At 75.0% G+C, this 17,957-nt stretch carries 17 protein-coding genes; 11 read left to right on the top strand and 6 right to left on the bottom strand.

The features are described from left to right. Nucleotides 1-526: 526 nt before the first annotated feature. On the top strand, nucleotides 527-949 hold the full coding sequence (locus AB0Q99_RS18335; protein WP_363572949.1) for a hypothetical protein: 423 nt from the start codon (nucleotides 527-529) through the stop codon (nucleotides 947-949). A 17-nt stretch (nucleotides 950-966) separates the two neighbouring features. Continuing rightward, nucleotides 967-1,275 (top strand): hypothetical protein, encoded by a 309-nt coding sequence (locus AB0Q99_RS18330; protein WP_363572947.1) that lies wholly within the window; start codon nucleotides 967-969, stop codon nucleotides 1,273-1,275. A gap of 48 nt (nucleotides 1,276-1,323) precedes the next feature. Here the strand turns inward: AB0Q99_RS18330 and AB0Q99_RS18325 are convergent, their stop codons facing one another. The 3 genes from AB0Q99_RS18325 to AB0Q99_RS18315 form a co-directional block, all read right to left on the bottom strand. Next, entirely contained in the window at nucleotides 1,324-2,928 is a 1,605-nt protein-coding gene (locus AB0Q99_RS18325; RefSeq protein ID WP_363572945.1) for an alpha/beta hydrolase, read from the bottom strand. Nucleotides 2,929-3,033: 105 nt separating this feature from the next. After that, on the bottom strand, nucleotides 3,034-3,675 hold the full coding sequence (locus tag AB0Q99_RS18320; RefSeq protein WP_363572943.1) for an NAD(P)H-binding protein: 642 nt from the start codon (nucleotides 3,673-3,675) through the stop codon (nucleotides 3,034-3,036). Between the two features lie 58 nt (nucleotides 3,676-3,733). Next, nucleotides 3,734-4,654, bottom strand: coding sequence for an EamA family transporter (locus AB0Q99_RS18315; RefSeq protein WP_363572941.1), 921 nt, complete (start codon nucleotides 4,652-4,654; stop codon nucleotides 3,734-3,736). A gap of 110 nt (nucleotides 4,655-4,764) precedes the next feature. Between AB0Q99_RS18315 and AB0Q99_RS18310 the strand changes: the two genes are divergently transcribed. Beyond that, nucleotides 4,765-5,262, top strand: coding sequence for a MarR family transcriptional regulator (locus tag AB0Q99_RS18310; RefSeq protein WP_363572939.1), 498 nt, complete (start codon nucleotides 4,765-4,767; stop codon nucleotides 5,260-5,262). 102 nt (nucleotides 5,263-5,364) lie between these two features. Here the strand turns inward: AB0Q99_RS18310 and AB0Q99_RS18305 are convergent, their stop codons facing one another. After that, nucleotides 5,365-6,198, bottom strand: coding sequence for a methyltransferase domain-containing protein (locus tag AB0Q99_RS18305; protein WP_363572937.1), 834 nt, complete (start codon nucleotides 6,196-6,198; stop codon nucleotides 5,365-5,367). Nucleotides 6,199-6,226: 28 nt separating this feature from the next. Here AB0Q99_RS18305 and AB0Q99_RS18300 point away from each other — a divergent pair, with 28 nt between their 5' ends. Continuing rightward, a complete protein-coding gene (locus AB0Q99_RS18300; RefSeq protein WP_363572935.1) occupies nucleotides 6,227-7,735 on the top strand; it encodes a PLP-dependent aminotransferase family protein in 1,509 nt (502 codons plus the stop codon). A gap of 165 nt (nucleotides 7,736-7,900) precedes the next feature. On the opposite strand, the gene AB0Q99_RS18295 is transcribed toward AB0Q99_RS18300, so the two are convergent. Beyond that, nucleotides 7,901-8,080 carry a hypothetical protein gene (locus tag AB0Q99_RS18295; protein ID WP_363572933.1) on the bottom strand — a complete coding sequence of 60 codons (180 nt, stop codon included), beginning with the start codon at nucleotides 8,078-8,080 and terminating at the stop codon, nucleotides 7,901-7,903. Between the two features lie 131 nt (nucleotides 8,081-8,211). On the opposite strand from AB0Q99_RS18295, the gene AB0Q99_RS18290 reads away from it, so the two are divergent. From AB0Q99_RS18290 to AB0Q99_RS18275, 4 genes are all read left to right on the top strand, one after another. Further along, on the top strand, nucleotides 8,212-9,360 hold the full coding sequence (locus tag AB0Q99_RS18290; protein WP_363572931.1) for a glycoside hydrolase family 3 N-terminal domain-containing protein: 1,149 nt from the start codon (nucleotides 8,212-8,214) through the stop codon (nucleotides 9,358-9,360). 351 nt (nucleotides 9,361-9,711) lie between these two features. Next, complete coding sequence (locus tag AB0Q99_RS18285; protein ID WP_363572929.1) at nucleotides 9,712-10,176, top strand: hypothetical protein; 465 nt, start codon at nucleotides 9,712-9,714, stop codon at nucleotides 10,174-10,176. Nucleotides 10,177-10,424: 248 nt separating this feature from the next. Continuing rightward, the gene (locus AB0Q99_RS18280) at nucleotides 10,425-10,769 is read left to right on the top strand and encodes a metalloregulator ArsR/SmtB family transcription factor (protein ID WP_363572927.1); all 345 of its coding nucleotides are present in this window, start codon (nucleotides 10,425-10,427) and stop codon (nucleotides 10,767-10,769) included. A 45-nt stretch (nucleotides 10,770-10,814) separates the two neighbouring features. After that, nucleotides 10,815-10,946: a DUF6126 family protein gene (locus tag AB0Q99_RS18275; protein WP_363572925.1), complete on the top strand. Its 132-nt coding sequence runs from the start codon at nucleotides 10,815-10,817 to the stop codon at nucleotides 10,944-10,946. Nucleotides 10,947-11,022: 76 nt separating this feature from the next. On the opposite strand, the gene AB0Q99_RS18270 is transcribed toward AB0Q99_RS18275, so the two are convergent. Continuing rightward, complete coding sequence (locus AB0Q99_RS18270) at nucleotides 11,023-13,521, bottom strand: cytochrome P450 (RefSeq protein WP_363572923.1); 2,499 nt, start codon at nucleotides 13,519-13,521, stop codon at nucleotides 11,023-11,025. A gap of 351 nt (nucleotides 13,522-13,872) precedes the next feature. Here AB0Q99_RS18270 and AB0Q99_RS18265 point away from each other — a divergent pair, with 351 nt between their 5' ends. The 3 genes from AB0Q99_RS18265 to AB0Q99_RS18255 all read left to right on the top strand — a co-directional run bounded on the left by AB0Q99_RS18265 (nucleotide 13,873) and on the right by AB0Q99_RS18255 (nucleotide 17,764). Continuing rightward, nucleotides 13,873-14,643, top strand: a complete 771-nt coding sequence (locus AB0Q99_RS18265) for a sigma 54 modulation/S30EA ribosomal C-terminal domain-containing protein (RefSeq protein ID WP_363572921.1) — start codon at nucleotides 13,873-13,875, stop codon at nucleotides 14,641-14,643. A 180-nt stretch (nucleotides 14,644-14,823) separates the two neighbouring features. Then, nucleotides 14,824-15,261: a hypothetical protein gene (locus AB0Q99_RS18260; protein WP_363572919.1), complete on the top strand. Its 438-nt coding sequence runs from the start codon at nucleotides 14,824-14,826 to the stop codon at nucleotides 15,259-15,261. 292 nt (nucleotides 15,262-15,553) lie between these two features. Beyond that, on the top strand, nucleotides 15,554-17,764 hold the full coding sequence (locus AB0Q99_RS18255; protein WP_363572917.1) for an RICIN domain-containing protein: 2,211 nt from the start codon (nucleotides 15,554-15,556) through the stop codon (nucleotides 17,762-17,764). The last annotated feature ends 193 nt before the right edge of the window (nucleotides 17,765-17,957 follow it).

The following is a 17,957-nucleotide window of genomic DNA, read 5'->3' as shown; positions in this document are numbered from 1 at the left end:
CTCCCCGTCACCGTCCGGACCCTCCCGGAACGGTTGAGCTGCCGTCATCGTGCCCGTCCACCTGGCGCCGGCACCCGCCGACCGGACGATTAGTATCACGACGATCTGACAGGGACAGGGTGACCGGGAGGGGCCCCGGGGCCCACCGAGGGGTAAACGCGGCACCTCAGCGGGGGTACGGCCGCCCCCGGGGGTGCGGTTCGGCGCCCGTGGCCTGCGACTGCTCCGTCCACTGACGGCGGCATCTCCCGTGCCGGTACCGGGAGTTGACCAAGGCCCCAACGGCAGTGGGACGGGCGCCGCGGGCGCCGGACCGGCGGTCGGGAGCACGGGGGTGGTACGTGCGCGGCGTTTCGGGCTCCCCGGCGGCGCCCGCGCCCGACCCCTCTGACCTGCCGGAACGTCCGGCCTGCGGGCGCGCCTCCCCTAGCAGGACGGGCCCCCGGGCGCCAGGGGCCGTCCCCAACTCCGCCCTGGACGGGTGACGTTCTGGTGAAAGTGGGCATGCCACGGAGCACCGCCCGGCATGCTGTGCCGCGTGATGATGCGGATGGAGGTCCAGACCGTGAGCGCCAACCTGCCGGAGACCGTCGCCGAGGGGGCGGTCGTGCTGCCGGCGCCCCCTCGGGTGGTGGACGACCTGGCCCGTGACCTGACCCAGGCCGCCGCCGCCGTCCGGGCGGTGTCGCGGACCTGTCGCTCCGGTGGGGACGTCGCGGTCGCCGCGTACACCGCCGTGGTGTGCACCGGGCTGTCGGCCGCCCGCGCCCTGGAGGAGGCGGCCGCCTGGTGCCGCCAGGCCCCCGACGCCGAAGTGCACTCGCTGGCCTGGGCCCGGGTGCCGGGGCACCGGGAGGACGTCCACGAGTACCGCGTCACGATGGCCGTCAGCTTCCCCGACGACGAGACCGGCGAGCACCTCGGGGACACCCACCAGGTCCGGCGCTGACGTCGTATCATCGCTGCATGGGTGAGGGGAACACGAACGACGTGGTGAACGAGGCCGCGGGCGGTACGGACGGCGCCGTGCCGGCCGCCGACGACGGCGGTCCGCAGGAGCTTCCGCGGGCCGCCGCGGTCGTGGTCACCGTGCTGGCCGCGCTGTGCGGTTCGGCGGTGCTGCTGGCCGTCTTCCACTGGCTGGGGTGGGCCGTGCCGGGGATCGGCTGGATCGTCGCCAAGGCGGGGATCAAGCTCGCCGTCGGCGGCTTCGCCGGGCTGGCGGTCGGCCTCGCCTGGCTCCGGGCCGGGCTGTCGGGCCGGGCCCGGAGCTGACCGGGGCTGACCGGGGTCGGCCCGACAGGAGGTCGACCGGGGGCCGGCTCAACTCGTCCGCGGCGAAACGCAGGTATGGTCCCGAGCGGGCGCCCGGTCGGCCAGCAGGTAGCGCTCGACCACGCCGGTGACGCAGGAGTCGGGCCCGGGGTACTGGCCGTGGTCACCGTTCCCGGCGACGGTGACCAGCTTCGAGCCGCGCAGCGCGCGATGGGCGCCGAGCGCCGCCTCGTAGTAAGTCGCCGGGTCGTGGACCGAGTTGAGCATCAGCGTGGTCGGCAGGTGGGCGCCGGTGACCTTGACCTCGGGCGCCGGGGCGACCGGCCAGGCGGCGCAGACCGCGCTGAAGGCGAGCGTCCGGGCGCCCACCAGCGGCCAGCGGGCGGTGTTCTCGGCGCCGCGCCGTACCCAGGTGTCCAGGTCCTTGGTCCACGGGGTGTCGTTGCAGGTCACCGAGAAGTACTCGGCGAGGAAGTCCGGGCTGAGGTAGCTGTTGAACGCGGTCGCGGCCGCCGTCCTGGTGGCGGCGTCGGCGGTCTCCCAGTGGTCGACGGTGACCAGGAGCCCGGCGAGGTCCGGGAAGTGGGAGGCCTGGTAGATCGCCCCGATCGCGAGGTTGTCGAGCTGGTTGGGGCCGATCGTCAGCGAGCCCTCGACGATCGGCGCGTCGTGCAGCGCGGCGCGCCGCCGCTCCCAGTGCGCCCGCACCTGCTCCGGCGTCGAGCCCCAGTGGTAGGTGGCGTCCCGGGCGGCCAGCCAGGGCACGAAGTCCTCGTCGAAACGGCGCTGGAAGCTCATCGGCTGGCCCAGTTCGAACGTCTCCCAGGTGCCCTCGAAACCGATGTTGCTGTCCAGCACCATCCGCTCGACCCGGTGCGGGAACAGCGTGCCGTAGTAGGCGCCGATCATCGAGGCGTAGGACGGGCCGTAGTAGCTGAGCTTGCGCTCGCCGAGCAGGGCGCGGAACAGGTCGATGTCGTGGGCGGTCTGCTCGGTGGTCAGGTAGCGGATCAGGTCGCCGCTGCGCTCCTGACAGCCGGCGACCAGCTTCTCGGCGTCGGCGACGACCCGGCCGATCGCGGCGGGGGACTGGTCGCGGTAGTCGCCGGCCAGGAACTCCCGGAACTCCTCCGGCGTCTGGCACACCGCCTTGGTGCTCGCGCCGACCCCGCGCTGGTCGAAGCCCACGATGTCGTACGCGGCGGCGACGGCCGGGGCCGCCTTGGCCAGGCCGGCCGGGCGCAGCAGGCCGGAGGCGCCCGGGCCGCCGGCCGCCATCAGCAGGGTGCCCTTGCGTTCGGCCGGGCCGGTGGCGCGGTGCCGGGAGACGGCGATGGTCAGGTCGGCCCCGGTGCCGGGGTGGTGCCAGTCGCGCGGGGCGGCCATGGTGGCGCAGTCCAGGGCGGGCTGGGCGGCGCAGGGCTGCCAGGTCAGGGTCTGGTGGGTGTAGCGGGCGGGTGCCGGGTCGGCGTCGCCCGGGTCGCGGGCGGTGGCCGCACCGGCGGTGGCCGGTGCGGCGAGGCCGGCGAGGAGGGCGGCGGCCACGGCCAGCGCGGCGCGCCGGACGCGGGGCTCGGCGGTGGCAGCGGTGGCGGTGTTGGCGCCGGTCGATGCGGCAGCGGTGTTGATGTCGGTCGAGGCGGTGTTCGTCACGGGAACGATCCTGTCCGGGGCCGCCCTGACGATCCATCATGCGGACCTCCCTCTTCGGGGTGGTGCTGGATACACCCTCCGTCCGGGGCCGTCGCCCCCGGCCGGTCAGTATCCGGCGGTGAACCGGGTGCGGCGGTGGGCGGGCCGCTCGACCTCGTCGAGCAGGACGACGGCGAGGTCCTCCATGGAGATCGCCGAGTTGCCGTCGGCGTCGACCAGCAGCTCGTCCCGTCCGAGCCGGAACCGGCCGGTGCGCACGCCCGGTTCGAGCAACGCGGCCGGGCTCAGGTACGTCCAGTCGACGGTGGGGCCGGCCGCGCGGTAGAGGTCGAGCTGTTCGTTGCAGGCGAGGGCGATCGGCCGGATCTCGGCGGGGAACCCGGGGGCTTCCGCGAGGGTCGTGCCGCCGGAGCCCGGGACGGTGAGGCTGCCCGCGCCGCCGACGGCCAGCAGCCGTACGCCCGTCCCGGCGATGCCCGTCAGCAGTCCCTCGGTGGCGACGGCCAGTTCGTGCTCGCTGCCGGGCACCGGGCGGGTGGCGGTGATCACCGCGTCCTGTCCGGTGGCGATCCGGGCGACGTCCTCGGGGTCGCGGGCGTCGCCGACCGCGAGGGCGGCGGCGGGCGGCAGGTCGTGCGGCTTGGCCGGGTCCCGGAGGACGGCGGTGACCTGGTGGCCGCGCGCCAGTGCCTCGGCCACGACCCGGCCGCCGACGTTGCCGGTGGCGCCGAACACGGTGATGCGCATGGGGAGTTCTCCTCGAACGAGAGGCGGGCGGACAGGTGTGCGGACGGACGGACGGGGCTCAGGCGTGCTCGCGCACCGGTGGCGCGGCGGCCGACCGGGCCACCGGCGCGGACGGGCCCGTGGTGCCGGGCCGCCGGGTCTGGGCGACGACGAGCGAGCCGAGCACGACCAGCGCGCCGAACGCCTGCAGCGGGCTGAGGTCCTGTCCGAGCGCCAGCCAGCCGATCACGGTGGCGACCACCGGGCTGAGCAGGGCGAGGAAGGAGACCGAGGTCGGCGTCAGCGCCCGCAGCCCGCGGAACCAGAGCGCATAGGTGACGGCCGCGCCGATCAGGCAGAGGTACGCGTAGCCGAGCAGGTTGGCGGCGGTGTAGTGGGTCGGCGGCGCGCCCTCGGTGAGCAGCGTGGCCGGCACCAGCAGCAGCCCGCCGGCGGTGAGCTGCCAGCCGGTGGTGGCGAGCAGCGGGGCGGGGGACACCCAGCGCTTGGAGAGCACGACGCCGACGGCCATCACCACCGCGCCGCCGAGCGCGGCGGCCAGCCCGAGGGCGTCCAGCTTCGCGCCGGCCCGCAGGACCAGCAGGCTGACGCCCGCCACGCCCGCGATGCCGGAGAGCACGGTGCGCAGGGTGAGCCGGTCGCCGAGGACCGCGGCCGAGAGCCCGGCGGTGATCAGCGGCTGGACGGCGCCGACGGTGGCCGCGATGCCGCCCGGCAGGCGGTAGGCGGCGATGAAGAGCAGGGCCTGGAACGCCCCGATGTTGAGCGCGCCGAGGATCAGCGCGCGCCACCACCAGGTGCCCTGCGGCAGCCGTCTGGTGAGGGCGATCAGCAGCAGCCCGGCGGGCAGGCAGCGGAGGACGGCGGCGAGGAGTGGACGGTGGGGCGGGAGCAACTCGGTGGTGACCAGGTAGGTCGTCCCCCAGACGGCGGGGGCGAGGGCCGTCACCAGCACGACGGCGAGACGATGTCTTAGCACTAAGCCAATGTATCTCAGCGCTAAGACATCCTTCACCGGTGCCAGTGGTGATGTGGCTCACGGTTACCTCACCGCTAAGGGATCCGGCCCCGATCGCCTACCCTGGAGCCGTGGCAGATCATGTGGACCGCGTCGTCGCGCAGTGGGCCGCCGAGCGGCCCGACCTGGACGTCTCCCCGATGGAGGTGTTCGGCCGGCTCAAGCGCCTCTACCGCTTGGTGGACGCGGCGCTCAACCGCACCTTCGCCGAACACGGCCTGGACGCCGCCTCCTTCGACGTCCTCGCCACCCTGAAGCGCAGCGGCCCGCCCTACCGCCTCACCCCCACCGGCCTGATGCAGTCCGCCATGGTCACCTCCGGCGCCATCACCCAGCGCCTCGACCGCCTGGAGGCCCGCGGTCTGGTCACCCGGACCCGCAGCGACCACGACGGTCGCAGCCGCGAGGTCGCCCTCACCCCCGAGGGCCACACCCTGATCGAGCGCGCCCTGCCCGACCACCTCGCCACCGAGTTCGGCCTCCTCGAAGGCCTGGACGACGCCCGGACCGCCGCCCTGGTCGACGCGATGCGCACCCTGCTGGCGACCCTTGGCGACGGTACGGACTGACGCCGACCCGGGGCCGATGCCGCCCGGCCCGCCTGTGCCGCCCGGCCCGCCTGCGCCGCCGGCCGGTCCCGGGCCGAGCGGACGTGCTCGGCAGCACCGGCCTCACGGGTTGACCGCGACCGCCTTGAAGAAGGTGTAGTGGAAGGTCCCGCCCGGCTCGGCCGTGCGGCGCAGGTCCGCGATGCCCCGGTCGAAGGCCTCCGGCGTGGTCAGCCCGGCGGCCAGCGCCTCCGCCCGGACGGCCTCGACCATCGCGACGAAGGTCCGCAGGGTGAAGCCCTCCGCCAGGGCCGGGCGGCCGCCGTCGGCGTAGACCGTCCGGGGGCGGACCGCCACGTCCGTGAACCCGGCCGCCGTCAGCAGCGGGTGGAGGCGGCGGCCGAGCAGTCCGTCGCCGCCCGCCGCGGCCTGCAGGTGGACCAGGTGGTCGATCGTCCGCCGGGCGGCCGGGCTCTGCGGGTGGAAGAAGGCCGAACCGTGGTCGCCCTCGATCACCGTGATCGTCCCGCCCGGCCGCAGCACCCGCCGCAGCGCGGCCAACCCGGCCGCCGGATCGGGCAGGTGCTCCAGCACGAAGCAGAGGAAGACGTGGTCGAACGCGCCGTCCGGGAAGGGCATCCGGTGCAGGTCGCCGTGGTGCCAGGTGACGTCCGCGCCGGGTGCCTGCGCCGCGACCCGGGCGCGGGCGTGGGCGAGCGACTCCGCCGAGAGGTCCATCGCGGTGAGCAGCACGCCCGGTCCGGCGGCCAGCAGGTGCACCGTCTGGGCCCCCACCCCGCAGCCCGCCTCCAGCACCCGGCTGCCGTCCGGGTACGCCGTGCCCGCGTGCAGCAGTTCGGCGAGGGTGTCCGCCTGGTCGCCGAGGCGCCGCGCCTCGGTGTCCGCATAGCCGTGGACGTAGCCGGGGTTCTCGGAGCGTGCCGTTTCCGTGGTCATGGCCCCACCCTCGCGCCACTATGGTCCGGTGAACAGGTCCAAAGCCACGGTGTCCGACCGGTCCAAAGAGACCGGCGCCGACTTCCTCCAGCTCGACACCGCCGACGCCCCGCCCGGCGGCCTCACCGACTGGCTCGCCCGCCGGCTGCGCGAGGCCGTCGCCGACGGCCGGCTGCCGGCCGGCAGCCGACTGCCCGCCAGCCGGGTGCTGGCGGCCGACCTCGGGGTCTCCCGCGGGGTGGTGACCGACGCCTACGGGCGCCTCGCCGAGGAAGGACAGCTCGCCGGGCGCGGGCGCGGCGGCACCGTCGTGGTCGGGGTCCCGGTCCCGGGTCCGGCCGTGCCCGCCGTCGCCGTCGCACCCGAGCCGCCCCGCCCCGGGCCGGCGGTGCCCGCGCTGTTCCGGGACGACCCCGACTCCGAGGTGTTCGACCGGCTGCGCGGCACCCCTGCCCGGATCGACCTCACCCCCGGCGTGCCCGACCTCGCCGCCTTCCCCCGCGCCGCCTGGCTGCGCGCCGAACGCGCCGTCCTCGACGGCCTCGCCGCGCACGACCTCGGCTACGGCGACATCCGCGGCACCCCCGCCCTGCGCCGGGCCGTCGCCCACTGGCTCGCCCGCAACCGGGGCATCCGCGCCGATCCCGACGAGGTGCTGATCGTCGCCGGGGCGGCCCAGGCCCTCGCCCTGCTCGGCCGCGCCCTCGACCGGACCGGCATCACCGAGGTCGCGGTCGAGGACCCGGGCTCGCTCGGCGCCCGCCGGCACCTCGCCCACTGGCTCACCGCCACCCCGCCCGTCCCGGTCGACGCCGAGGGCATCCGGGTCGACGCCCTGCGCGCCACCGGCGCCCCGGCGGTCCTGCTCACCCCCGCGCACCAGTACCCGACCGGCGTCGTCCTCGGCGGTGACCGCCGCCGCGAGCTGCTGCGCTGGGCAGTGGAGGGCGGCCTGGTCATCGAGGACGACTACGACGCCGAGCACCGCTACGACCGGCCGCCGGTCCCGGCGCTGCGGGCCGCCCTGCCGGACCGGGTCTGCTACGCGGGCAGCATCTCCAAGCTGCTCGCCCCCGCCCTGCGCACCGGCTGGCTGCTGGTGCCGGCCCGCCTCCGGGAGGCCGTCCTCGACGCCAAGCGCTTCGCCGACCTGGGCAACCCGGTCCTGCCCCAGCTGGTCCTCGCCCGCCTGATGGAATCCGGCGAACTCGACCGCCACCTCCGGCTGCTGCGCCGCCGCCACCGTCGCCGCCGGGACGCCATGATCGAGGCCGTCCGCAGCCACCTCCCCGGCGCCACCGTCCACGGCGCGGCGGCCGGCCTCCACCTGATGCTCACCCTGCCGGAGGACCTCGGCTGTACCGACACCGAGCTGGCCACCGCCGCACTGGCCCGGGGCGTGAAGGTCCAGCCGCTCTCCTGGCACACCCGGCTGCCGTCCCCGCCCGGTCTGGTCCTCGGCTACGCGGCGGGCTCGCCACCGGAGATCGCCGAAGGCATCGCCGTCCTGGGGCGGTTGGTCCGCCACGCGGGCTGAGCACGGCCACAGGGCCCCGCCGGACGCCCGTTCTCGTACGCGCCCTCGGGGCGGGGCCGGACGGTCACCCGGTCGGCGGCCGAGGGTGAACGGCGGGACGCGGGCCGCTCACGATGACCCGGCGGACGTCGAGGTCGAGAGGGAAACCGCAGCGCCGGTCCGGCCTCAGCGTTCCGGTGCGGCTCCGTCAGCGGTGACCGCCCCGGCGGTCCGGTCCCGGTCGGCGGCGTGCCACCAGGGGTCGGCCGCCTCGGCCACCGGGTCCTCGCCGTTGGCCCGGACCCGCGGCTCGGCGGCGGTGCGCGGGCCCGGTGGCAGGATCCTGATCTCCAGCCGGTCGAACATCCGGCCACCCTAGGTCCGCCCGGCGCAGTGCAAGTCGGATTATCGGAGGAATCTGGTGCGGGACTCGACTGGCGGAACCGGGCCGTGGGTACGCTGACGGGCCGTAGTCCGCTGTCGACCCAGGAGGCGTGATGGCTCCCTTCCGGCGAGTCGCCCAGTTCGGGGCGGTGCTGACGGTCCTGGGGGCCGCACTCGGGCCCGTACCGACCGGGGCCGCCTCCGAGTCGCGCCGCACCCACCCCGAGAGGACCGTCGCGATGACCGCCCAGGACCAGGAGGACTCCCGCGTGCTCGCCGGACGGCGGATCGTCCTCTCGTACCCGGGCCCGACGCCGCCGCCCGAGGTGCTGCGGACGATCCGGGAGGGCCGGGCGGCCGGGGTGATCCTGTTCGGCGAGAACGTCATCAGTCCGGAACAACTCGCCGCAGCAGTAGGCGAGTTGACGCATGCGGCGGCCGAGGCGCCGAATCCGCGCGCGCTGCTGCTGATGACCGACCAGGAGGGCGGCAAGGTCCGCCGGCTGCCCGGTGCGCCCGAACTCTCCGCCCGCCGCACCGGATCGGCCGCGAACCCGCGGGCCGCCGCGGTGGACTCCGGCGTCGGCGCCGCCCGGACCCTCGCCGACGCCGGGCTCAACGTCAACCTCGCCCCGGTGCTCGACGTCTACGACACCCCGGACAACTTCATCGACCACTCCGAGCGCTCCTACAGCCAGGACCCCTCCACCGTCGGGCAGTTGGGCAGCGCCTTCCTCGCCGCCCAGCAGAGCCTCGGGGTGGCCGCCACCGCCAAGCACTTCCCGGGTCTGGGTGCCGCCGCCCGCGACGGCAACACCGACGAGCGCCCGGTCACCCTCGACATCCCGCTGGAACGGATCCGGGCCCGGGAGGAGGCGCCCTACCGGGCCGCCATCGCGGCGGGCGTCCGGCTCGTGATGGCCTCCTGGGCGGTGTACCCGGCGCTGGACCCGGACCGCCCGGCCGGGTTCTCGCCCGCCGTCATCCAGGGCGAGCTCCGCGGCCGGCTCGGCTTCGACGGCGTGACCGTCACCGATGCCATGGAGGCCGGCGCGCTCGACCCGTACGGCGACACCGGCGACCGCGCGATCGCCGCCGCGGAGGCCGGCATGGACCTGATGCTCTGCTCCGGCCGCGACCCGCGGCAGGCCGAGGACGCCGCCGAGGCCCTGGCCGCCGCCCTCGACTCAGGCCGCCTCGACCGTCAGGCCTTCACCGCCGCCGTCTCCCGCGTCGACGCCCTGCGCGCCTCGCTCGACTGACCGCCTTGCTCGACTGACCGCCTTGCTCGGCCGGCCGGCCGAACGCGGCGCGGGTGGGTGCCGGTCGGCTGATGCCTGGGCGGAGGACGCTCGCGGCTGCGGTGCGGAAGCGGTTCACCTGGGGTCAATGCGGACGTCGCCCGGGAGGTTGCGGGCGTTCGGCCGGTCGAGGGTGATCAAGCCATCGAAGGCCTGGTTTCGGTCGAGGCAATGGTTCCAAGGGCGAAAGCCGCTCTGGGTGCAGGAATCGCATGGCAGGATTCCTGTCGTGGACCTATGAAATGTCATATGTGCCACGCCACCTGTTCCTGATCGTCCTGATCGTCCTCAATGCCTCCCAAGGAGGAACCGATGAACCGCATTGCCAGGATCGCGGCCGGTGCCGCCGGTGCCGTCGCCCTGTTCGCGGCGCCCGTGCCGGCGTTCGCCTCGGCCCCGACCGCTGCCGCCACCACCACGGTGACCACGTGCGGGTGGTCCGGGCTGCAGGCCGGACTGTCCACCAAGGTCTGCGCCGACGTCACCGGCGACAGCGTCGTGCTGTACGGGCAGATCGGGCTGGCCGGCCCGCCGTCCCCGGGCACTCCGTGGCCGCCGGCGCCGCAGGAGCTGCTCACCCGGCTGTCGGCCGACGTGGTCGGCGGCAACTCGCTCGGCTCGGTGAGCGGCCGCACCGTGTTCACGGTCAGCACCGTGCGGGTCGACGGGATCGCCGCGACCGTGCCGTGCGGTTCGACCGTGCACGCCTCCTTCTCCGTCGAGGCGATCTGGCGGGGACCGGCCCCGGTGACGGTCGATGTGCCTGTAGTCTGCTGACGGCTCGTCACCGTGACTGCCGAGCCCGGGAGTTGGCAGCGTCCTGGGCTCGGCGTCGGCGTGCCCGGACGCGGCCGCAGGCGTGACGTGGGTCACTCGTGCGCGTCGGCGGGAGGCCGCCGAGCTGTGACGACTTGAAGAAATCTTCATCTGTCCGCGATGATGCCTACCGACCGCGGCACGGACCCGCCCGGTCAGGACGACCACCGAGCCGGTTCCGACCCGGATCCGAGGGAGGCGCGCGGACGATGCCGATCCCGCTGTACCAGGCCAAGGCGGACTTCTTCCGCACCCTCGGCCACCCCGTGCGGATCCGGGTCCTGGAACTGCTCCAGGACGGGCCCCGACCGGTGCGCGAGCTGCTGGCGGAGATCGAGGTCGAACCGTCCAACCTCTCCCAGCAGCTCGCGGTGCTGCGGCGCACCCAGCTGGTCACCGCCACCCGTGAGGGCAACACGGTGGTGTACGCGCTCAGCACACCGGACGTCGCAGACCTGCTGCGCGCGGCCCGCCGGATCCTGACCGAGCTGATCACCGACCAGGGCGCGCTGCTCACCGAGCTGCGCGCATCCGGTGGCCGGCCGCCCCGCTGAGCCGCGACCGGCCCGTCCGCACGACCCGAGGGAGAACCGTCCGCCATGAGCGACAGCACGAGCGAGGAGAAGAGACGCCGCAAGGCGATGCTGATCCGCGCCGGCATCTACATCTTCGCCACGCACCTGTTCGCCGGCTTCGTGCTGCTGCTGTTCGCGCTCGGCGGCCGGAAGTAGCGCGACCGGGGTTGATGCGACCAGGGCGCGGCCGGGCCCACCGGGGGCGGCCGGCTCGGCTGCGGGGCCCGACCGCTCACCGGCGCCGCTGCCCGTCCTCCGGCACCAGGTAGCGGTCGCTGGTGCTGGTCCAGGCCTGCACGCCCGCGACGAGCTCCCGGGTGCCGTCCAGGTACCAGCGTCCCGCCGGGTGGCGGCGCTGCAGGTCGCGGCGCAGCTCCTCGCTCTCCCGGCGCAGCAGTGCGACCCGGTCGCGCACCGCGCGGACGGCCCGGCTGCGGGTGCAGCCGCGGGCCCGCTGCAGGGTGAGCACGGTGTTGAAGGCGGCCGCGGCCTGCCGTTCCTCCCGTTCCAGCGAGTAGAGGTCGTTGATCAGCGTGGCGGCGTCGGCGGTGTTGGCCCGCAGGCGGTGCAGCGCGGGCTCCGCGTGCAGGGCGGCGGGAGCGTCGGCGCCGTGGACCCGTTCCAGTATGTTCATGAACGGGTACAGGCAGCTGCCGTGTCGGCGCAGCCGCATGGTGTCGGCCAGGGCGAGGCCGCGGGCGGGTACGGTGCCGCGGGCGCGGTGGTCGGCCTCGGCGGGGAAGGTGGCCAGACACGCCCGCCACTCGCGGGCCGCCCGGGCGCGCCAGTCGGGGGACATCGACGCGGTCTGACGGTTCCACAGTTCCCGCCAGGGGGGCAGGAGTTGGAAGTCCGGCGAGGCTTCCTCGCCGTCGAGGACCGCGATCAGCGGGTCGACCAGGGCGTGGGCCTCGGCCGGGCGGTGGCCGGGGGTGCCGTCGAAGCGGTCGTCCAGGATGGTGAACCAGCCCAGCATGTCCACCAGCAGGTCGAGTTCGGTGCCCCGGGCGCGGGGGAAGGCATGGCCGATCAGCTCGTGTAGCGCGTAGGCCCGGTAGCCGGGCAGCTCCGCGGGGGTGAGCAGGCCGTGGCGGACCGCCCAGTCGGCGTGCCGGTCGGCGGCGGCGCGCAGCTCGCCGGGTGGCCGTGGTGGCAGGGCCGGCGCTGGGGCGCTGCCGGTGAACGGGCAGCCGCCCGGTGCCGCCGCGGGTGACGGCCGCTCCGCGTCGGCGGCGTGAGCCCCGTCGGCGGCCGGTGCCCCGCCGGCTGCCCGCTGCTCGCGCGGTGCCAGCCGGACGCGCAGGCCCTGCGCCTGGACCGTGGTCCAGACCACCTCCCGGGCCCGTACCCCCGGCAGGGCCACCGGCCGCCAGCGGCGCAGGATGGCGGCCGCCGCGACGGTCAGCTCCGCCCAGGCGAAGGCCTCCCCGACGCACTTGTGCTTGCCCGCGCCGAAGGGCAGGAAGGAGGGCCGTCCGGCGCCGCCGCCGTCCTGCCAGCGCTCGGGGCGGAAGTCGAGCGGTTCGGGGTGGCGCACGGGGTCGCGGTGCAGCGCGGTCAGGCTGTACAGCAGCTCGGTGCCGGCCGGGATCCGGTACGGGCCGAGCTCGACCGGCGCCTGGGCGGTGCGCATCAGGAAGGCGTTGGGCGCGTGCAGCCGCACCACCTCCTGGGTGACGCAGCGGGTGTACGTGAGCCGGGCCAGCGCCTCGGGGGTGGGGACGGCCCCGGCGGGCAGGTGCTCGTCCAGCTCGGCCAGCACCCGGGCCTCCACCTCGGGGTGGCGCAGCAGTTCGTCGAGCAGCCAGGTCAGCGTGGTGGAGACGGTCTCGGTGCCCGCGCCGAACATGGTGATCGCCTCGGACCGGACGTCGGCCTCGGTGAGCGGGCGACCGGTGGCCGGGTCGGTCGCGGCGCGCAGCAGGGCGGGAAGGGTGCTCCGGCCGTCCTGCCCGTCCCGGTTGTCCTGCCCGTCCCGGTTGTCCTGGCCGTCCTGGCGGTCGGTGGAACGCGCCTTCGCCGCGGGGCCGTTGACGGCCTGGTCGACGACCCGGTTGAGCACCCGCACGGCGGCGTCGAAGCGCCGGTTGACTGGCAGGGGCAGCCGGGCGAGCGCCGGGTGGGGGTAGAGGGACTGGACGATCTGACCCTTCACCAGGTCCGGCAGCGCCCGGTGGAAGGCGAGGGTGGCGTCCTCGCTGAGCCGGGCGTCGAACAGCGAGCGGGTGACGATCTCCAGGGCCAGGTGGTTCATCTCCTTGGCGACGTCGAGGACTTGACCGGGACGCCAGCGTCCGGCCCGTTCCTCGGTGACCTGGTGCATCACGGTCAGGTACCCGGCCATCCGGTCCGGGCCGAAGGCGGGCTGGATGATCCGGCGCCGGTCGCGGTGGGCCTGGCCCTCGGACATCAGCAGGCCGTCGCCGAAGGCCGTCCTGAGGGTGGACTGGACGGCCCCGCGCGGGCAGTCGTAGGCGAGCGCGACGAGCAGGGTGTGGACCAGCCGGGCGTCGGTGACCACGCAGACGGTGCGCGGTCCGAGCCGGATCCGGACCACGCCGCCGTGGCGGGCGAGGGACCCGAGGAAGCCGAGCGGGTCGCGCAGCAGGGCGGCTGCGTGCCCGAGGCCGGGGAGGGCGCCGGGGGCGAGCGGCGGGACGGCCGAGCGGGCCAGGGGGGACGGGCGCGGGTCGGTTCTCGGAGGGACGATCCGCTTTCGGGTCACAGTCATCAGGTTCATGACACTACCTCTCACAGGAGGCCGGCGCGGACGGTACCGGGAGGGGCACCGGCGGGTCGGCCGCGAGGCTGGGGGACCGGCCGGCCGGTCCCCGCGCGCACCCTCGCTGGAGGGGCGCACGCCATGGCAAACGCGCCGTTTCCGCGGGCGTTGCGCCGAACGCGCGGGGATCACTCCAACGGCCGATCGCCCTGACCCGTCCGTGCTCGCCCGGAGAGCCGGGTTGACCTGCGCCGATGTCCTGGGCCGGAAGGTCCGCGGCCGGGATCGACCGCAGGGTCTTTGGACCCTCGCCGCGCGGCCGTCGGAGGGCCAGCATGGTGGCGGAGAAGGAGGAGTCCGATGACTCGTTTGCGCCACCGGCCCGCGCTCGATGTCCGGGTGGAGATCCGCGGTGAACTACCGCGCGAGGACGCCGAGTACGTCAGGGCCCGGGCGCTGGCCACGGCCACGGCGCTCGGGCCGGACACGCACGCGTTGCGGCTGCGGCTGACCCGGATGTCGAGCCCGGACCGGTGGCTCAGCCGCCCGGCGCTCGCCCAGGCGGACGTCGAGCTGGAGGACGCCGGACCGGTGCGGGTGCAACTGGCCACCGGGACCGCGCGGGAGTCCGTCGACCTGGTGCTGGGGACGCTCGCGGGGCGGGTCGTCCGGCTGCGCGAGCAGGGCGACATCGGCTTCGCCGCCACCTACGAGAGCGCCTATCGCCCGCAGTTCGTGGACCGCCCGCTGGCCGGGCGGCGGATCGCCCGGCACAAGACGGTGGTGCTCGCGGTCCGCACCCCGAGGCAGGCCGCGCACGAACTGCTCGTGCTGGACCGGCGGTTCCACCTCTTCACGGACGCCGAGACAGGGCGGGACGGCCTGGTGCACCGCTGCCCGCTGAGCGGCGCGGTGGAGCAGCACGCCGTCGGCGGCGCGGCCGTACCGCGGCTCCACCTCGCCGAGGCGGCCCGCCGGCTCTGGCTCACCGGCCGCCCCTTCCTCGGGTACACCGAACCCGGCGGCGACCGGCTGCGGGTGCTCTACCGCCGCTATGACGGCCATTACGGCTTGATCGAACCGGTGTCGGACGGCCGGATCGGGGCAGGAACCCTGTCGGCACGGGACTGACACGGCGACGGCACGACCGCACACGGATGCTCCACGAATTCCGGCGCCCCGGCACGTCCGGTGCTTCGGTGCCCCGGTACGTCCGGTGCTCGGGCACGTCGGTGCTCCGGCGCGCCAGTGCGCCAGTGCGCTTCACGAAACTCCAGTACTCCACGAACTCCACGACGAGGGGCCGGGACCATGGACTGCGACGAGGTCATGCTGACCGTCCGGATCACCGCAGCCGAGCGGGCGCTGCTGCGCGAACTCGCGCGCGGGCACGGCGGCGACGTGTCCGACGTGGCGGTGGACGGCCTGCTGGAGGTCATCCCCGCCCTGCATGACGACGCGTCCGTGCTGCCGCTGCAGCGGGTGCTGGCCCGGCCCGCGCCCTTCGCCCTCACCCTGTGGCTGCCTGCCGCGGTCGCCGACCTGCTGCCGCTGCTCGGCGAGCGGCTGGCCCGCACCGGCGGGCCGTCGGCCGGACCGGCCAGCGCCGCGCTCTCCGCCGCCCTGCGGCTCTGGCTGGCCGGGGACCGCCTCGCTCTGGCGAGCGCGCTGGCCCGACTGCACGGCGGCTGCGGTGCCGCCGGTGTGCCGGCCTCCTTCGGGGCGGGGGCCGTGAAGGCCGCGGCCTGAGCGCCGCCTCTCGCTGACGGCCCGACAGGCGCCGGGGAGCGCACCCGGAGGCGGGTGCGCTCCCCGGTGCACTCCTGCGCCGTCCCGGGCCGTCCCGGGCTGCTCCTGGGCGGTCCTTTCGGGTGCGGACGGTCCCCCCGAGCCGTCGGCTGCGAAGCCCGATCGAAAAAGTCGAAAGTTTTCGCAAGAGGTTTCTGTTATTCCCTGAGGTCCCGTCCGCTCTCCGGAGTGTCGGAAGGCCTGCGTCCCCTTCACTACGGGGCGCGGGTCGTCGCACGAGGAAAGGAACGCGATGGGACACCGGAGCAGCGAGCTGCGGCGGCGGAAGCGCCGCAGGCTCACCCGCAGGAGCGCCCTGGTCGCCGCCGTGGTGGCGGCCGGGCTGGTGGCGGGGACGCTCGGCATCCGCACCGCGCTTGAGTCGACCGCCGGGCACGGCGCCGTCACGGCCGCGGCGGACGCGGCCGGCGACTCGGGGTCGCAGGCCGGGTCGGTCGGCGACGGGCCGGGGGAGACCGGCACCGCCGAGGGCGCCACCCAGGCGCCCGCCCCGAAGCGGGACGAGAAGGCCGTGCCGCTCAAGGCGATACCCAAGGACCAGCCCGAACGCGGTCTGGTCTACGCCGGATTGAGCCTGCCGGGCAGCGACCGCTGCGGCGGCACGCTGGAGGTCACCGGCAGCACCCAGTGCAGCCACGGCCCGGACGTGCCGCCCAAGGGCGTGGACATCCACCAGGACGTCGCGCCGGTCGCGGCCCCGGCCGCGCAGGCGCCCGCGCTCACCCCGGCTGCCGGTGCCCAGCCGCCCGCCGCCGCCGACCTGCTGAAGGGCTCCGCGCCCGTCCTGGACGCCACGCAGAAGGCGCTGCTCGGCGGCACCGGCACCGGCAGCGCCGCCGCCGAACCCGCCGCGGCCGCGCCCGCCGGATCGAAGCTGGTCTGCGAGGGCGACGGCAGCAGCGGCAATCGCGTCCAGGTGGTGTACGTGCACACCCCGGGCAACGACCGGTTCGCCCAGTACCTGCCCTCGTTCAAGAAGTGGGCCGCCGACGTCGACGTCATCTACAACGCGAGCGCCGCGGAGACCGGCGGCGAGCGGCACGTGCGCTTCGTCACCGAAGGCGACTGCAGCGCCTCGGTGCTGAACGTGCAGATCTCCGACTCCGAGATCCAGGACTTCAACGCGAGCAACCGGGCCCTCGCCGCGCAGGGGTTCAACCGCAAGGACCGCAAGTACATGATGTTCACCGACGCCAAGGTGTACTGCGGGATCGGCACCTTCGCCGGCGACGAGCGCCCCGGCCAGGACAACCTGAGCAACTTCGGCCCCTCGTACGGCCGGACCGACTCCGGCTGCTGGAGCGGCAGCACCGCCGCCCACGAACTCGGTCACAACCTGGGTGCGGTGAACAACAGCGCGCCCAACTCCAGCAAGGCCGGGCACTGCACCGACGAGTGGGACATCATGTGCTACTCGGACGCACCCAACTACCCGCAGATGCGGACCGTCTGCCCGGACCGCGCCCATGACGACCGGCTCGACTGCAACCACGACGACTACTACAACACCGCTCCGGCGCCGGGCAGTTACCTCACCACCCACTGGAACGTCGCGAACAACCGCTTCCTCATCGCGGGCGGTGGCAACGGCCCGAACCCCACGCCGACCCCGACCCCGACTCCGACTCCGACCGGGACCCCGACCGCGACGGCCTCGCCCACCCGCACGCCCTCGCCGTCCCCGACGCCCTCCGGCAGCCCCACCGCCACGCCGACCGGCTCCCCGTCGCCGACCGCGACCCCGACTTCGGGCAGCACGGCTCCTGAGGTGACGGTCAGTCAGATCACCCAGAACTCGGTCATGCTGAGCTGGAAGGCCGCTCCCTCGGCGGCCGGCTACGACGTCCTGCTGAACGGCCAGGCGATCGGCACCGTCCGCTCGACCGTGGTCGGCCTGGTCCGCCTCGCCCCCGGCACCTCGTACACCGTGGCCGTCGCCGTCCGCGACGCCGCCGGTGCGGTCGGCAAGCCCGGCCGCGCCGCCACCTTCCGTACCGTCTCCGACGCCGGACGCCCGCAGCCGGGCGCGAACTACACCATGGTCAACGGCCTCACCGGCCAGGCGGCCGACCTGTGGGGCAGCTCGATGAACGACGGCACGGTCGCCATCGCCTACCAGCGCACCGGTTACGCCAACCAGAAGTGGCAGTTCGAGGACGCCGGCAACGGCGCGGTGCGGATCAAGTCGGCGCGCTCCGGCAAGTGCCTGCAACTCGGCGGCGCCCCGGTCGCCGGGCAGTACGTGGCCCAGCAGCCGTGCTCCGACTCGGCCGCGCAGGCGTGGCAGCTCACCGCCGCCGAGGGCGGGTTCACCGTCACGGCGAACGGTGGCTCGCTGGTGCTGGGGCTCAGCGACCGCTGGTACTACGGTGGCTGGCTGCTGGAGCTGCAGCAGGCGAACGGTCGGCCCTACCAGAACTGGTCGCTGCTGAAGACCTCGTGAGCCGGTAGGCCCGCGAGTCCGCGAGCCGCCGCAGCCGTCGGCCGCCACGAGCGCGAGCCGCTCCGACTGCCACGCGCCACGACCGCGAGCCACCACGACCACGAGCCCGTACGGCAAGCCGTTCGGCCCCACGCCGGGCGCGGGCGCGCCACGCCCCCGCGGCCAGAGCGCCGCGGCCCCCCGGGGCGGGGCC

It is taken from the genome of Kitasatospora sp. NPDC086791, from assembly GCF_040685975.1.
Taxonomy (GTDB): domain Bacteria; phylum Actinomycetota; class Actinomycetes; order Streptomycetales; family Streptomycetaceae; genus Kitasatospora.
The sequence above is the reverse complement of the archived record's forward strand: the minus strand, read 5'-3'. Positions and strand labels throughout refer to the sequence as shown.

What these genes read in the sequence shown, in the direction of transcription:
- AB0Q99_RS18255 (WP_363572917.1), top strand. Translation starts at nt 15,554, where the DNA reads ATGGGACACCGGAGCAGCGAGCTGCGGCGGCGGAAGCGCCGCAGGCTC.
- AB0Q99_RS18280 (WP_363572927.1), top strand. Translation starts at nt 10,425, where the DNA reads ATGCCGATCCCGCTGTACCAGGCCAAGGCGGACTTCTTCCGCACCCTC.
- AB0Q99_RS18335 (WP_363572949.1), top strand. Translation starts at nt 527, where the DNA reads ATGCTGTGCCGCGTGATGATGCGGATGGAGGTCCAGACCGTGAGCGCC.
- AB0Q99_RS18330 (WP_363572947.1), top strand. Translation starts at nt 967, where the DNA reads ATGGGTGAGGGGAACACGAACGACGTGGTGAACGAGGCCGCGGGCGGT.
- AB0Q99_RS18275 (WP_363572925.1), top strand. Translation starts at nt 10,815, where the DNA reads ATGAGCGACAGCACGAGCGAGGAGAAGAGACGCCGCAAGGCGATGCTG.
- AB0Q99_RS18265 (WP_363572921.1), top strand. Translation starts at nt 13,873, where the DNA reads ATGACTCGTTTGCGCCACCGGCCCGCGCTCGATGTCCGGGTGGAGATC.
- AB0Q99_RS18285 (WP_363572929.1), top strand. Translation starts at nt 9,712, where the DNA reads ATGAACCGCATTGCCAGGATCGCGGCCGGTGCCGCCGGTGCCGTCGCC.
- AB0Q99_RS18320 (WP_363572943.1), bottom strand. Translation starts at nt 3,675, where the DNA reads ATGCGCATCACCGTGTTCGGCGCCACCGGCAACGTCGGCGGCCGGGTC.
- AB0Q99_RS18290 (WP_363572931.1), top strand. Translation starts at nt 8,212, where the DNA reads ATGGCTCCCTTCCGGCGAGTCGCCCAGTTCGGGGCGGTGCTGACGGTC.
- AB0Q99_RS18260 (WP_363572919.1), top strand. Translation starts at nt 14,824, where the DNA reads ATGGACTGCGACGAGGTCATGCTGACCGTCCGGATCACCGCAGCCGAG.
- AB0Q99_RS18270 (WP_363572923.1), bottom strand. Translation starts at nt 13,521, where the DNA reads ATGACTGTGACCCGAAAGCGGATCGTCCCTCCGAGAACCGACCCGCGC.
- AB0Q99_RS18295 (WP_363572933.1), bottom strand. Translation starts at nt 8,080, where the DNA reads ATGTTCGACCGGCTGGAGATCAGGATCCTGCCACCGGGCCCGCGCACC.
- AB0Q99_RS18305 (WP_363572937.1), bottom strand. Translation starts at nt 6,198, where the DNA reads ATGACCACGGAAACGGCACGCTCCGAGAACCCCGGCTACGTCCACGGC.